General features: G+C 34.3%; 15 protein-coding genes. 11 read left to right on the forward strand and 4 right to left on the reverse strand.

Annotated features, from left to right (window positions below):
* The first annotated feature begins 40 nt into the window (after positions 1–40).
* The 5 genes from MQX03_RS03505 to MQX03_RS03525 all read left to right on the forward strand — a co-directional run bounded on the left by MQX03_RS03505 (position 41) and on the right by MQX03_RS03525 (position 7235).
* Positions 41–2434 carry a 3-hydroxyacyl-CoA dehydrogenase/enoyl-CoA hydratase family protein gene (locus MQX03_RS03505; protein ID WP_242801551.1) on the forward strand — a complete coding sequence of 798 codons (2394 nt, stop codon included), beginning with the start codon at positions 41–43 and terminating at the stop codon, positions 2432–2434.
* A gap of 103 nt (positions 2435–2537) precedes the next feature.
* Entirely contained in the window at positions 2538–3719 is a 1182-nt protein-coding gene (locus MQX03_RS03510) for a thiolase family protein (protein ID WP_242801553.1), read from the forward strand.
* Between the two features lie 37 nt (positions 3720–3756).
* Positions 3757–4119, forward strand: coding sequence for a four helix bundle protein (locus MQX03_RS03515; RefSeq protein WP_242801554.1), 363 nt, complete (start codon positions 3757–3759; stop codon positions 4117–4119).
* A 57-nt stretch (positions 4120–4176) separates the two neighbouring features.
* Complete coding sequence (locus tag MQX03_RS03520) at positions 4177–5967, forward strand: acyl-CoA dehydrogenase family protein (protein ID WP_242801556.1); 1791 nt, start codon at positions 4177–4179, stop codon at positions 5965–5967.
* Between the two features lie 149 nt (positions 5968–6116).
* On the forward strand, positions 6117–7235 hold the full coding sequence (locus MQX03_RS03525; RefSeq protein ID WP_242801558.1) for a lactonase family protein: 1119 nt from the start codon (positions 6117–6119) through the stop codon (positions 7233–7235).
* A 12-nt stretch (positions 7236–7247) separates the two neighbouring features.
* Here the strand turns inward: MQX03_RS03525 and MQX03_RS03530 are convergent, their stop codons facing one another.
* On the reverse strand, positions 7248–8042 hold the full coding sequence (locus tag MQX03_RS03530; protein WP_242801560.1) for a hypothetical protein: 795 nt from the start codon (positions 8040–8042) through the stop codon (positions 7248–7250).
* 173 nt (positions 8043–8215) lie between these two features.
* On the opposite strand from MQX03_RS03530, the gene MQX03_RS03535 reads away from it, so the two are divergent.
* From MQX03_RS03535 to MQX03_RS03550, 4 genes are read left to right on the forward strand one after another with little or no spacing between them, the layout of a single operon-like run.
* Positions 8216–8539: an ArsR/SmtB family transcription factor gene (locus MQX03_RS03535; RefSeq protein WP_129533686.1), complete on the forward strand. Its 324-nt coding sequence runs from the start codon at positions 8216–8218 to the stop codon at positions 8537–8539.
* Position 8540: 1 nt separating this feature from the next.
* On the forward strand, positions 8541–9008 hold the full coding sequence (locus MQX03_RS03540) for an SRPBCC family protein (RefSeq protein WP_129537177.1): 468 nt from the start codon (positions 8541–8543) through the stop codon (positions 9006–9008).
* Between the two features lie 7 nt (positions 9009–9015).
* Positions 9016–9396 carry a DoxX family protein gene (locus tag MQX03_RS03545; protein ID WP_262916902.1) on the forward strand — a complete coding sequence of 127 codons (381 nt, stop codon included), beginning with the start codon at positions 9016–9018 and terminating at the stop codon, positions 9394–9396.
* A 5-nt stretch (positions 9397–9401) separates the two neighbouring features.
* Complete coding sequence (locus MQX03_RS03550) at positions 9402–9983, forward strand: YdeI/OmpD-associated family protein (protein WP_242801562.1); 582 nt, start codon at positions 9402–9404, stop codon at positions 9981–9983.
* Positions 9984–10007: 24 nt separating this feature from the next.
* Here the strand turns inward: MQX03_RS03550 and MQX03_RS03555 are convergent, their stop codons facing one another.
* The gene (locus tag MQX03_RS03555; protein WP_242801564.1) at positions 10008–11621 is read right to left on the reverse strand and encodes a Na+/H+ antiporter; all 1614 of its coding nucleotides are present in this window, start codon (positions 11619–11621) and stop codon (positions 10008–10010) included.
* A 203-nt stretch (positions 11622–11824) separates the two neighbouring features.
* Between MQX03_RS03555 and MQX03_RS03560 the strand changes: the two genes are divergently transcribed.
* Positions 11825–12124, forward strand: coding sequence for a hypothetical protein (locus tag MQX03_RS03560; RefSeq protein ID WP_242801567.1), 300 nt, complete (start codon positions 11825–11827; stop codon positions 12122–12124).
* Positions 12125–12227: 103 nt separating this feature from the next.
* On the forward strand, positions 12228–12674 hold the full coding sequence (locus MQX03_RS03565; RefSeq protein ID WP_129533691.1) for a phosphohydrolase: 447 nt from the start codon (positions 12228–12230) through the stop codon (positions 12672–12674).
* Here MQX03_RS03565 and MQX03_RS03570 read toward each other — a convergent pair.
* Positions 12671–13390, reverse strand: coding sequence for a DUF2490 domain-containing protein (locus MQX03_RS03570; protein WP_242801568.1), 720 nt, complete (start codon positions 13388–13390; stop codon positions 12671–12673). The genes MQX03_RS03565 and MQX03_RS03570 overlap by 4 nt on opposite strands.
* 51 nt (positions 13391–13441) lie before the next feature.
* A complete protein-coding gene (locus tag MQX03_RS03575) occupies positions 13442–15253 on the reverse strand; it encodes a TonB-dependent receptor plug domain-containing protein (protein ID WP_242801569.1) in 1812 nt (603 codons plus the stop codon).
* Positions 15254–15539 lie beyond the last annotated feature (286 nt).

The raw sequence follows: 15539 nt of genomic DNA on the forward strand, positions 1-15539 counted from the left end.
AAAGGTTAAACTAAGCGATAATAACTAAAATAAAATATTAATGAAAAGACGAATCAAACATGTTACGGTTTTAGGTTCAGGGATTATGGGAAGCGGTATCGCTGCACACTTTGCCAACATCGGAGTGCAGGTTTCACTTCTTGACATTGTTCCGTTTGAGTTGAATGAAGCCGAGCAAAAAAAAGGTTTGACCAAAGAAGACAAGGCAGTTCGTAATAGAATTGCTTCCGAAAACTTTGAAAAACTTAAAAAAGCCAGCCCTGCACTACTCTATTCTCCGAAATTTGCGGAGCGTATTAAAGTAGGAAACTTTGATGATGATTTAAAGAAAATAAAAGATACCGACTGGATTATAGAAGTTGTTGTTGAAAAACTAGACATTAAAAAGTCAGTTTACGAGAAAATCGAGCAATTTAGAAAACCGGGAACTTTAGTTTCTTCAAATACTTCCGGAATTCCAATTAATATGTTGGTTGAAGGAAGAAGTGACGATTTCAAAAAATATTTTGCAGGAACGCACTTTTTTAATCCTGTAAGATATCTTCCACTTTTAGAAGTTATACCTACTACAGATACTGATCCTGAAATTGTAGATTTTTACATGTCTTACGGAGCCAAATTCTTAGGTAAAACAACCGTTTTAGCAAAAGATACTCCTGCGTTTATCGCTAATAGAATTGGAGTTTTCTCGATGATGGATTTGCTTCACAATGTTCAGAAATTAGGTTTAAATGTTTCTGATGTTGATAAATTAACAGGTCCGATTATTGGTCGTCCAAAATCTGCAACGTTCAGAACAGCCGATGTTGTTGGCTTGGATACTTTGGTAATGGTTGCAAACGGTGTTCGTAACAGTGGTGCTGAGGCCAATGATTTCAACAATGTTTTCTCACTTCCTGATTATATTCAGAAAATGATAGATAACAAATGGTTGGGATCAAAAACTGAACAAGGTTTCTATAAAAAAGTAAAAAGTGCAGACGGAAAATCTGAAATTCACGGATTAAATCTTGACACTTTAGAGTATGAACTTCAAGGTAAATCTTCTTTCCCGACTTTAGAATTAACTAAAAATATAGATAAGCCAATTGACAGATTCAAAGTCTTGATTGGTGGAAAAGATAAAGCTGGAGAACTTTACAGAAAATCTTTGGGAGCATTATTCGCTTATGTTTCTCATAAAGTTCCGGAAATTTCTGATGAAGTTTACAAAATCGATGATGCAATGAGAGCTGGTTTCGGTTGGGAAAACGGACCATTCGAAATTTGGGACGCTGTTGGAGTTCAAAAAGGAATTGAATTGGCTACAGAAGCTGGCTACGAAGTTTCAGACTGGGTTAAGAATGTAGAATCTTTCTATAAAGTAAATGAAGATGGACAAAGTATTTTCGTTGATAAAAATTCAGGTGAATACAACAAAATTCCGGGACAAGATGCTTTCATCATTTTAGATAATATCAGAAAAAATAAAACACTTTGGAGTAATTCAGGAGCTTCTATTGAAGATTTAGGCGACGGAATTATCAACTTTGAAATTCGTTCTAAAATGAATTCTCTTGGAGGCGAAGTTTTAGATGGATTAAACAGAGCGATTGATTTAGCCGAAAAAGAATATGACGGTTTAGTTATTGGAAATCAAGGTGCAAATTTCTCTGTTGGAGCAAATTTAGCGATGATTCTAATGATGGCTATTGAGCAAGATTGGGATGATTTGAATATGGCAATCGCTTATTTCCAGAAATCGATGATGAGAGTTCGTTATTCTTCAATTCCTGTCGTGGTTGCTCCTCACGGAATGACTCTTGGTGGTGGTTGCGAAATGACAATGCACGCAGACAGAGTTGTCGCAGCAGCAGAAACTTACATCGGACTAGTTGAAACCGGAGTTGGTGTAATTCCCGGCGGTGGCGGAACGAAAGAATTTGCTTTAAGAACTTCAAGAGAGTTCCACAGTGATGATGTTAAAAACAACAGACTTCGTGAGGCTTTCATGAATATAGCAATGGGTAAAGTTGCCACTTCTGCTTATGAAGCTTATGATATGGGAATTCTTGAAAAAGGAAAAGACATTGTAGTTGTAGACAAAAAACGTCAGATTGCCGAAGCTAAAAAAGTTGCAAAACTAATGGCTGAACAAGGCTACACTCAACCCATCGAGCAAACCGTAAAAGTTCTTGGAAAAGATGCTCTAGGTATGTTCTACGTAGGAACCGATCAGATGTTAACCGGAAAATATATTTCTGAACACGATAAAAAGATTGCAGATAAATTAGCTAATGTTCTGGTGGGTGGAAATCTTTCAGAACCAACAGTTGTGACCGAACAATACTTATTGAACCTTGAAAGAGAAACTTTCCTTCAGCTTTGTGGTGAAAGAAAAACTTTGGAGAGAATTCAGTTTATGTTACAGAAAGGAAAACCGTTGAGAAATTAATAACTATAAATATTTTAACAAGAAGTTTGTCATTCCGCAGGAATCTAAGCTTAGATGCTTTCAGTATGACAAAATGTATGTTTAAATTAAAATAAATAAAAAAATGTCAAGACAAGCATATATAATCAAGGGATTTCGTACAGCAGTCGGAAAAGCTCCAAAAGGCTCACTCCGCTTCACGCGTCCCGACGTAATGGCAGCAACAGTAATCGAAAAACTGATGGCAGCTGTTTCGCAATTAGACAAAGACAGAGTTGACGATTTAATCGTAGGAAACGCAATGCCGGAAGCTGAACAAGGCTTAAATGTGGCACGTTTAATTTCTTTGATGGGATTAAATACCGATAAAGTTCCGGGAGTTACCGTAAATAGATATTGCGCATCAGGAAGTGAGGCGATTGCAATTGCTTCAGCGAAAATTCAGGCTGGAATGGCAGATTGTATCATTGCAGGTGGTACCGAATCAATGTCTTATATTCCGATGGGTGGTTATAAACCTGTTCCGGAAACGGAAATTGCAAAAACAAACCCTGATTATTATTGGGGAATGGGCTACACTGCGGAAGAAGTTGCAAAACAATTTAATATTTCGAGAGAAGAACAGGATCAGTTTGCTTTCGAATCTCATCAAAAAGCTTTAAAAGCAAATCAAGAAGGGAAATTTGCCAATCAAATCATACCAATTCCTGTTGAGTATAATTTCTTGGATGAAAATCAAAAAATGCAGACAAAAAAGTTTGATTTTTCTGTAGATGAAGGCCCAAGATTAGACACTTCTTTGGAAGGTTTGGCTAAACTAAAACCCGTTTTTGCAAACGGAGGAAGTGTGACAGCAGGAAATTCTTCTCAAATGAGTGACGGTGCAGCTTTCGTGATCGTGATGTCTGAAGAAATGGTGAAAGAATTAGGATTGGAGCCTGAAGCAAGATTAGTTGCGTATGCAGCAGCTGGACTTGAGCCAAGAATCATGGGAATGGGGCCAATTTATGCAATTCCAAAAGCTTTAAAACAGGCAGGTTTAGAACTTAAAGATATTGAATTGATTGAATTGAACGAAGCATTCGCATCACAATCTGTTGCAATTAAAAAAGAATTAGGTTTAAATCCCGATATTCTGAATGTGAATGGAGGCGCAATCGCTCTTGGCCACCCGCTTGGTTGTACAGGAACGAAATTGACCGTTCAGCTTCTCGACGAAATGAGAAAACGTGGAAATAAATACGGAATGGTTTCTATGTGTGTGGGAACTGGGCAGGGTGCTGCTTCAATCTTTGAACTTCTATAAAATAATTTTGAATTATGAATTTTAAATTTTGGATTGAATGCAAAAGGAAAATTTAATTAAAGAAAAGACATTCAATTTTGCTTTATCAATTATTGAGTTATATAAAATATGTAAATCTCAAAATGAATTTATTCTTTCAAAACAATTATTAAGAAGTGGAACTTCTATTGGTGCAAATGTTCAGGAAGCCTTAGCTGGATTTTCAGAAAAAGATTTTCTTCATAAAATGTCAATAGCTAGTAAAGAAGCAAGAGAAACACAGTATTGGATTGATTTATTATCACAATCTCAATTAGTGAAATTTGATGAGTCAAAATATAAAACAGATATACAAAGTATTGTAAATATTTTAACATCTATTGTTAAAACGCTTCAAGTAAAATTAAGACCGAAAGAATAATTCAAAATTCATAATCTAAAATTCAAAATTAAATAACTAAAATTAAAATAAAAAATCATGAGTGATACAATTAATAAAACACTGAAAGGAGGTGAGTTTTTAATTAAAGAAATTGCTGCAAACGAAATCTTCACTTTAGAAGAACTTTCAGAAGAACAAAAAATGCTTCGTGATTCTGCGAAAGAATTTATCGACAGAGAAGTAATTCCGCATCATGATCGTTTTGAGAAAAAAGATTATGCATTGACTGAAGAAACAATGCGCAAATTAGGCGAAATGGGACTTCTTGGAATCACCGTTCCTGAAGAATACGGAGGTCTTGGGATGGGATTCGTAAGTACTATGTTGGCTTGCGATTACGTTTCAGGAGGAAATGGCTCATTAGCAACAGCTTACGGAGCACATACCGGAATTGGAACATTACCCACTCTTCTTTACGGAAGTGAAGAATTGAAAAAGAAATATCTTCCGGATCTAGCTACAGGAACAAAATTCGGTGCTTATTGCTTGACTGAGCCGGATGCTGGTTCAGACGCAAATTCAGGGAAAACAAGAGCAAAATTGTCAGAGGATGGAAAGCATTATATCATCAACGGACAAAAAATGTGGATTTCAAACGCAGGTTTTGCAGATACTTTCACATTATTCGCAAAAATTGATGATGACAAAAACATTACAGGTTTTGTGATCAACCGTTCAGAATTGGAAGATCCAAACAGCTTAACTTTTGGTGAAGAAGAGCATAAATTAGGTATCCGTTCGTCTTCTACCCGTCAGGTTTTCTTCAACGACATGAAAATTCCTGTTGAAAATATGCTGGGTGAAAGAAACAATGGTTTTAAAATCGCTTTGAATGCATTGAATGTTGGTAGAATCAAATTAGCTGCTGCCAATCTTGACGGACAAAGAAGAATCTTGAATCATTCGATTCAATATTCAAATGAGAGAAAACAATTTGGGGTTTCTATTTCAACTTTTGGAGCCATCAGAAAGAAATTGGCAGAAATGGCAACCGGAGTTTTCGTAAGTGAAGCAGGTTCTTATCGTTTAGCAAAAAATGTTGAAGATAAGATTGAAGAATTGGTTTCTGGAGGAATGAATCATCAACAAGCTGAATTGAAAGGTGTTGAAGAGTTCGCAGCAGAAGCTTCTATTCTTAAAGTTTTCGTATCAGATCTTACTCAGGTTACTGCCGATGAAGGAATTCAGATTTATGGTGGAATGGGATTCTCAGAAGACACTCCAATGGAAGCTGCATGGAGAGATGCAAGAATTGGAAGGATCTATGAAGGAACCAACGAAATCAATCGTCTTTTGGCCGTAGGAATGCTAATCAAAAAAGCAATGAAAGGTGAATTGGATTTACTTTCTCCGGCAATGGCAATTTCTAAAGAATTAATGGGAATTCCTTCATTTGAAGTTCCTGATTATTCTGAATTAATGAGCGAGGAAAAAGCAATTTTGGCAAATCTTAAAAAAGTATTTTTAATGGTTTCAGGAGCTGCCCTTCAAAAATACATGATGGATATTGAGAAGCAACAGCATTTATTATTAAATGCTTCTGAAATTCTTAACCAAATCTACATGGCAGAATCTGCAGTGCTAAGAGCTGAAAAACATTTCTCTTCTGATTCTGTAGAAGTTGCAATGGCTCAATTGAATCTTTACAAAGCAATCGAAAAAATAATCTCAGCTGCCAAAGAAGGAATTGTTTCTTTCGCAGAAGGCGACGAACAGAGAATGATGCTTTCAGGATTAAGAAGATTTACAAAATATACCAACCACCCGAATGTTGTAGGACTAACTGAAAAAGTGGCTGCACATTTTATTGGGAAGGGACATTATTAGAATACTGAATAAAATATTATTTTGAACGCTTCATTTTTATGGAGCGTTTTTTATTTAATAAAAACTTAAGGCCTAATTCATTAAAATGTACATTATCAAATCCAACAGTTTTCTTTAGCTTGCAAATTCTTAATTCAAAAAATTCCTTAATGCAAAACCTTCTAAAACTTCTGGCTCTTTTTATCTTTGTAAACCTTTATTCTCAGCAACAATTTGTCTTTTTTGGTTCTTATAATTGGGAAAAAGATTCGGAAGGAATTTATGTTTATCAATTAGATAATGAAACAGGAAAACTTACAAAAACTACTTCAATAAAAGATGTTGTAAACCCATCTTACATTACAATTTCTGAAGACGGAAAATACATTTATGCGTCTTCGGAGAGCAAAATTGAAAATGGAGGAACGGTCAGTTCTTTTCGTTTTAATAAAGAAGAAAAAACTCTGAAATTTATGAACAATCAGAAAAGCGGTGGAGAAAACCCTGTTTATGTAAGCGTTCATAAAAATGGAAAATGGCTGGTGAATGGAAATTACACCGATGCAAGCGTTTCAGTTTATCCGCTTTTGGAAGATGGGAAAATAGATTCTTTAGCACAAATTTTAAAATTTTCAGAGGGAAGTGTAAATCAAAATCGACAGACAAAAGCACATATTCATTCTGCTGTTTTTTCACCAGATTTTAATTCAATATTTTTCACCGATTTAGGCGCTGATAAAATTAGGATATATCCGTTTGAAAATGCTGATTTAAAACCTTTAAATATAGAACAAAGCAGTTTCATAAAGACGAAACCTGGAACTGGGCCAAGGCATTTGATTTTTAGTAAAAATGGAAAAACAGCATATTGCATTGAAGAAATGGCAGGTGAAATTTCTGTATATAATTTTACAGAAAACATGCTTATAGAAATTCAAAAAAAACCTACACATCCTGCAAAAATTAAGGATGGATTTGAAAGTTCAGATCTTCATATTTCTCCCGATGGTAAATTCTTGTATGCTACTAACAGAGGAAAAGAAAATAATATTGCCATTTTTAAAATTCAATCAAATGGAACTTTAGAAACTGTTGGTTATCAAAAAACACACGGAAAACATCCCAGAACTTTCACTATAGATGAGACTGGCAGATTTGTTATTGTCGCCAATACAGGAAGTAATAAAGTAGTCGTTTTTAAAAGAAATTTAGAAACCGGGGTACTTAAAAAAGTAGGAAAATCTGTAAAAATAAAAAATGTTTCTTGTGTGAAAACGAAAATTTATTAATTCTGAGAATCACTAATTCAGATCTGCTTTCTCTCGATATTCCATATAAATATTTTGAAATTTGCTTAGATTTTCTGCTCCGGATTTTATAATTTTTCCGTTTTTATAAATGTTGTAATTATTCTTTTCATTGATATTTTTGTTTTTAAAATCCATAAAAATACCGTCTTTTATTTTGCCTGAAGCATCTGTTTTCAAAAAAGCTAAAACCTGAGGAGCAAATTTCTCAGCATACCTGCCATAGAAAATTTTTAAGAGTGCATCTTCTTCGCTGAAAAAATCACCAATGTTTTCAAAGATAGCATCTAAATTATCTAAATCCGGACGAACTCTGAGCCCGTGAAAAAGTTTAAAAGTTTTGTCGGGAAAATCATCACCAAAAATTTTATCGTTAGAAATATAGGTGTTGCTGAAAACCATATTATCTGAAATTAAGCTAGAAATAACCGAGCTCTTCGGTAGATTTTCTATGTCAAAATCTATATTTTCAACAATGACGGTTGGCTGTTGTTTATAGAACAAAGTTCTGATTTGTTTCTTATTTTTTAATACAATCGTTATGATAGAATTTTTATCGGCTACATTGGTAATGCGAATTTCATCATTTGATTTCGAAAAAAGTAAGGCATTCCCATAATTTACAGCTGCCATTGTAACGATGATGCTATCTAGTTTTCCGTTCTTATATTTTTTGTAGGTACTTCCGCTCTCAATGTTTTTCTCAGTAGAAGTTGATGAATTTTCGTTTTGCCCGAAAACCATTGTTGAGCATACTAAAAATGTAAAAAGGCTGAAAAAATATTTCATAAGATCAATTTAAATGTTGAAGATAAGCATTAAAGGGTATTTGTTATCATTAGCTGTAACGTAAATGAAAATTTTATTAAAATATTTGCGTAGTTAAATAACTACATTTATATTTGTAGTCAAATAGCTACATAAAAGAATGTACATTTTAATTAAATCTAAAAGCAAAGCGTATGAATCTTAGAAGAGATGTTTTTCAGGCAATTGCAGATCCTACGAGAAGATCAATCCTTCTTTTGGTGGCAACTCAATCGATGACAGCGGGTGCGATTGCTTCTAATTTTGATACGGCAAGACCAACAGTTTCAAAGCATTTACAAATCCTTACCGAATGTGAATTGCTAAAAAAAGAACAAAACGGAAGGGAAATCTTGTATCACCTTAATCCTAATAAAATGAAACAAATTTCAGATTTTATTGAGCCTTTCAGCAAAATGTGGGATGACCGTTTCAACACATTAGAATCTGTAATGAAAAACTATAAAAAAAACAAATAAAATGGAATTAAAAACAAAAATCACAGCCGAAGACGATAAGCAAGAATTGATTATCACCAGAGTTTTTGATCTTCCTTTAGATCTGCTTTTCAAAGCCTACGAAGAACCTGAGATCGTAGAACAATGGATGGGGACAAAAGTACAAAAGTTAGAAAACGAACCGCATGGAAGCTGGCGTTTTGAAACTTCTCACAACGGACAAGTTGTATTTTCTGCTAACGGTGTCATTCTTGAATTTGTTCCGAACCAAAAAATTACAAGAACTTTTGAGATGGAAAATAGCTCTTTTCCTGTTCAGCTGGAGTTTTTTGAATTTGAAAAAATAAATGAAGAATCAAGTAAACTCACGATGCAGATCATCTTCAAATCTGTAGAATTCCGCAATCAGCTTTTGAAAATGCCATTTGCGCAAGGTTTAGGTATGGCTCATGACCGTCTTCAAGAAGTAGTTTTAAATTTAAAAAAATAAATCAATTATGAAACGAAATGCAGTAATATATTGGGTAACAACTATTTTCCTTTCTATCGGAATGTTGGCAGGTGGCATACAACAAGCTTTTCAAATTGGCGGTTATAATGAAATTGTCACTAAATTGGGTTATCCGTTATATCTTTTAACGATTTTAGGTGTATGGAAAATTTTAGGAGTAGTTGCCATTTTGCTTCCAAAACTACCATTGGTAAAAGAATGGGCCTATGCAGGATTTTTCTTTGCAATGTCGGGAGCAGCAATTTCTCATTTGATTGTTGGGCAACCATTTACTGAAGCTCTTCCTTCAATGATACTGTTGATGGTAACGGTTCTTTCATGGATTTTCAGACCTGCTGACAGAAAATTAACTTCTATAAATTCTTAAAAATTATGCAAACCGAAGCTGAACTTTTTTTTGAAAAAGCTAAAAAATGGAATGAAGAATTTTATCTTTTAAGAGAAATTCTCCTTGAAAACAAACTGCTTGAAGAAGATTATAAATGGATGCATCCCTGCTACACTTTTCAGGGAAAAAATGTAGTGTTGATTCATGGGTTTAAAGAATATTGTGCATTACTTTTTCACAAAGGGGTTTTGCTAAAAGATCCTGAAAACATCCTGATCCAACAGACTGAAAACGTACAATCTGCCCGACAGCTACGCTTTACAAATATTTCTGAGATTGAAGAATTAAAATCTTTGATTAAATCTTATGTGAAAGAAGCTGTTGAGATTGAAAAATCAGGTAAAAAAGTAGCTATGAAATCTGCTAAAGATTATGCAGTTCCCGAAGAGTTTCAGAAGGTTTTAGACAATGACAATGAAGCGAATAAAGCTTTTTATGCTTTGACACCGGGACGGCAAAAAGGATATTTATTTTACTTTTCACAAGCCAAACAAGCAAAAACAAGAGAAGCAAGAATCGAAAAATATTACCAAAAAATTCTGGACGGAAAAGGAATTGATGATTGAAAATTAGGTTAAACCTTTCAGTCTCTAGTGCTCATTTCCTGTTACTTTCAGGTCATTCAGATCAATCTGTAATTCGGCTTTTCTGATTTCTGAATCTTCGAATTCTTTGTGTTTTCTCATTTTAAATAATTCCTTTCTCTGGAGTGCATAAATTTCCAAAAGCAAGTGATGGTACTGCTCTACTTCCTCTTTTTTTGTGTCGCGGCATTCTACAGAATCAAAACTTTTCTGATTGTTTGAAATCTCGTTTTCGAGGCTGTTTTTGTAATATTCAATCAGATCATTTTGAGAAATTTCAGTCTGATAATTTTCATTGATATAATTTAAACCTACTTCATCCAGACGAATCTGAATTTTTTTTCTCTGCTGATCTTCAGGAATTTTGGTATCAATTTCATTAATATTGATCCATTTAATGATTAATGGAAGCGTTAATCCTTGGAAAACCAAGGTAATGAAAATGACCACAAATGTGATGAAAATAATCATGTGTCTTTCCGGGAACAATGTTCCTTTATCATCTAAGTAAATGGGGATCGACAAAGCTGTTGCTAAAGAAACTACACCTCGCATTCCTGCGTAACTTGTAATCAATGGGCCTTTCCAACCTGGACTTGGCTCATTTTTTCTGATACTTTTAAACAGAAACCTTGGAATATGAGCAGCCGGATAGACCCACAAAAATCGTAAAGCAATTACAATTAAACTAATGATAATTCCATATTTTAAACCTTTAAAAACCAAATGACTTCCTAATCCTTGTACAATTTCGGGAAGTTCTAATCCGATGAGAATGAAGACCAATGCATTCATCACAAATATCATCGTCGTCCAGACTCCCAGCATATTTAATCTTGTGCTTCCTGTTTTGAAAAGTTCGTGTGAGCGCCATGAGATAAACAAACCACCAGTCACTACAGCCATTACACCGGAAAAGTGAAACTGCTCAGCTGCAAGAAAAAGAATGTAAGGAGTCATTACTGTCAATGCTGCATCAATAGGAGGATTGGTGGGTAAAAAGCGGTGAATTGCATACATAACATTTCCACCAATTATTCCTACCACAACTCCCATTCCGGCAACAAGAAAGAACTGTCCGGTTGCCTGTTGCATAGAAAATGTTCCGGTAAGAACGGCTGCCAGAGCGAAACGGAAAACAATTAAAGACGCAGCATCATTCACCAGACTTTCACCTTCCAAAATTGTTAATAATCTTTTCGGGATTTTCAAACCTTTCATTACGGTTGCAGCTGCCACTGCATCGGGTGGAGAAACGATTCCGCCTAATAAAAACCCTAAAGCCAGCGTAAATCCAGGTATCATGGATGATGAAATATACGCAACAACAAGAGACGTGAAAAACACGAGCCCGAAAGCCAAAAGTGTAATGGGTCTTTTCCACTTCCAAAAATCTGTCCAGGAGGTATACCAAGCCGCTTCATACAAAAGTGGTGGCAGAAAAAGAAGGAAAATAATATCCGGATCAAGCTTCAAAACGGGGATTCCCGGAATAAAACTAATCGCCAAACCCGCAATCACTAAAAATATAGGATAAGCAACTTTTAATTTTTTTGCCAGCAAAACAAGCATCATCACGGCAAAAAGAAGGAAAAGAATAAGGAGTAAATTGTGGTGCATATATCTTCAAAATTTGATTAATCAAAAGCATATTCAGATGAACTGACGGTTGACCACTTTAATAGAAATAGTAATGGAAGCAATACGGTTTCATCATTTATTCGCAAAACTAATTATTCTTTATTTTACAGCAAATAATTTTCATATTATAAATTCATTTGAAATTAAAATATTTTTTATAATTTTAAATCAAACAAATTTTTATGAAAATTATTTTCGGTTCACTTATCTTTCTATCAGGTTTATTATCGGCTCAAACTTCACTCATTGAGCCATTAAAAAGAGATAGTTTGGATCTTTACAAATTTAATTCACCAATTATTACTGAAACTGAACCGACTTCTATCGACAGCACTTTGGTAAAATTGTATAAAATGCCTGTTGCTAAACCAGAAAATCCTGAACTTTATTCAAGTTTGAAAACAACGGTAAAAAGCAATACGCAATTTAAAATCCTTAATCCATTAGATTCATTAAAAACTAAAAAACTGGCAGCAAAGTAATTTTTTGAAGACAATTAATTGTTGATAAGATATTCTAAAATTATTGAGAAAAATGTAGAATTTATAGAGGCTGTTTTATATTTTTGTACTCTATTTTTACAAGATGACAAAAGAAGAACTGCTACATAAAGCCATAAAAATTGCTGATAAAGCACATAAAGGTCAGAAAGACAAATACCACGCTCCGTACATCGCCCACGTAATGCGTGTGATGGAATACGGAAAAACGATGGATGAGAAAATTGTAGGAGTTTTACATGACGTTGTAGAAGATAATCCTGAAGATTTCAGCCTTGCCTATTTAAGAGATGAAGGTTTTCCGGAGTATATTCTTTACGCCATAAGCTGTCTTACGAAATATGATGATGATGAAATCTATGATGACTTTGTAAAAAGAACGGAAAGATCTCCTTTGGCTGTTGCTGTAAAGTTAAATGACCTTCGTGATAATATGGATTTGCGCCGAGTAAACCGCGAATTGACATCAAAAGACATTCACAGATTCAACAAATATCTAAAAGCTTACCGTTATCTTTCTGAAAAATATTAATCTGCTCCCGGGAAATGATATGTTTTTGTTTCCTCGCTTTTTGTTCCGTCGATGTTGATGTTTAGGGCTAAATAAATGAAGTGAACGTTTTTATTTCCTTTTGCCTCAAATTCTCTCTGCCAGAGATAACCGCCTAGAAAACCAAAATTTTCATCAACTTGATAACCAAAACCACCATATACCCTATTTCTTGCAAATGCAGGTTTTATAGGTGATACAATAAAAATCTCATCATACACATTGGCAAATAAAGTTCCCGGTGCAATTTTCTTAGCATTTAAAGGAACTGAAATATTCAGACGGTAACGGTAACGCATTCTTTCAGATCTTTTGTCAGTCTGGGGCTCATAAAACCACGACTTTTCCGCACGAAACCTATTTTCAAACTTTACCACCCCTCTTTTAATATCAATTACATCCTGCAACCATACACGGAATTCTTCTTTATTAATTGCATGATCTTTATAGGTTGCATATCGACCTAAGCCGACAAACGGTTTATGATTTTTGGTCAAATTATATCCTAAACCTCCTTTTATTTCATAATAATCAGGATAAGTGTATTCTTCGATCCCTCTGGATTGTCCTTCTGCATACAAGAAAAATTTTGGATGAAATTTATACGTTATAGTCAATGCATTAAATGAAGAAATATGTTCCTGAGCATTAAAAAAGCTCATCATCAAAACAAAACCAAGACTTGTAATAAGTTTCATCCAAAAAATTTTTGCAAAAGTAAATGATTTAACAATGCCGTAATGTTAAGTTTACTTAATATTAATATTGTAAGTGAAACCAAGGTGAAACCACCTTTGAGGCATCGGTACGCCAAAAGTTTCTGTATATTTTGAATCTGTAACATTATTCACCAAAACGTAAACAGAAAAATCATTTTTATTAAAGCTTAATTTCTCATCCAAAAGGTTGTAACTTCCAAGATTTACTCGGTCATTATATCTGTAAACCAATTCGTTCGTAAAGTATTTTAAGAATTTGGTCTGTAATTTTGCGACAACCTGATGTTTCAGATTATCAAGAACATATCTGGAAAAACCATCATTGAATTCTTTAAATTTATTATCTAAATAAGTGTAACCCACAGTATATTTCATCCAATCGAAAATCTGATGACTCAATTCAGCTTCAATACCTTTAATTTCTGTATCACCGACATTCTTTGCATACCAGATAGGATCTTGTAAAGAGTTTTTTACCCAATCGATAGCATCCGATGAGCCTCTGTAGAAACCACTTACTTTTCCTAAGATATTTTTGTTCTGATATTGATACCCAACTTCTGCATAAACTGCACTTTCAGGGAGTAAATTTTCATTTCCCTGTTCTGTTTTGCTGGTATAATATAGGTCTGTGAAAGTTGGTACACGGTGTACTTTTGAGATATTTCCGTATATTTTGTTGTTCTCGTAAAAAGAATATCCAACATCTAATCCAGGATAAAAGAAGTTTCCTTCGTTAGAATAATTAGCCCAGGAAATTCCCGGTGTGATGTTCAGTTTTTTATCTAATAACGAAAAATGATGTTCAAAGAAAACCTGAGAAACAAATCGTTCTCTGTGGCCTAAATTATTACTAGCCAAAAACTCTTTTCTCAACTCAACGCCCAAACCGGTGGTTCCCAAATTTGAAGTATAGCTTGAATTTACTTCTCCACCCACATTGTTTCCGATGTGCATATTTCTGTAAATCTCAGGCTTTTCTCTGTTGAAAAGATACATATCCTGCCCTCTTCTCCAATATACATTCGAGTTTAATTTAAACTTACCAAAGCTTTGCTGATGAGACAAACTTACGATAGAAGCCTGAAGTTCTTCGTATTGTTCAGTAGCATTGGGTGAAGAATAAAAACCGTTTGCCCCGAATTTTTTCTCTGAAATACCGGCTTGTAATCTTATACTTCCGTCTTTTATTTTTAATTGATTCTGATAGAAAACATTCTTCATTTCAAAATCTGTATTGTGTCTGTAGCCTTGCGAAGAATTTGAATTTGCCTGCAATAAATTTGAAAACTTATCATTTCCAAAATTAGCATTCAAACCAAGTCCATATGTTTCGTAATCGCCACCTTCAGCTCTTATTTTCACTCTTTTTCCTGGGTTGGCTTTCGTGATGATATTGATGGCTCCAGCATAAGCATTCTGCCCGAAACGTCTTGCTGCAGGACCTTTGATGATTTCAATTCTTTCAACATCTTCCAAATCTACCGGAACATTCATCGAGTTGTGACCGGTCTGAGAATCATTCATTCTTATTCCGTTAAGAAGTAAAAGAACCTGCTCAAACGAACTTCCACGGAAGCCAATATCACTTTGTACGCCATTTGCACCTCTCCTTCTGATATCCATTCCCGGAATTTGCTGAAGGATTTCGTCGATACTGGTCGCCGGGGAATTTAAAATATCTGCTTTTGTAATAACAGAAATATTTTGGTTGGCATTTTTATATGGAGTTGAAATGAATTTTCCCTGAATTTCTATTGAATCAATTTCGGTTGTTTTTTCCTGAGCGTTGATACTGTATATCCCGGCCAGGAAAAAAACTGCGAGTAGTTGTTTGTTCATTTTTACTTTTAGTTTATTTTGCAGCCTTCAAAATTAGGAGACTTTATCTAAGTAACAAATGATAGATATCATGAAAAAAGATGCCGCAATGTGCATCTTTAAAGGGAATTTTAAAAAGTAAATTATCTTTTTCTCATTAAATGTGTATACAAATGTCTGAAAAACTCTCTCATTTTAACACTAATTTAATGGTACAATTTTACAATAAAAATATATATCAAACAATAGTAAAGTGTTATTAATTCTAAAAATATCATATTGAGAGAATATCTTTTTTCTAAAGTAT

Origin of the sequence: Chryseobacterium aahli, assembly GCF_022699665.1 — a bacterium.
In the GTDB taxonomy this organism is placed as follows: Bacteria; Bacteroidota; Bacteroidia; order Flavobacteriales; family Weeksellaceae; genus Chryseobacterium; species Chryseobacterium aahli.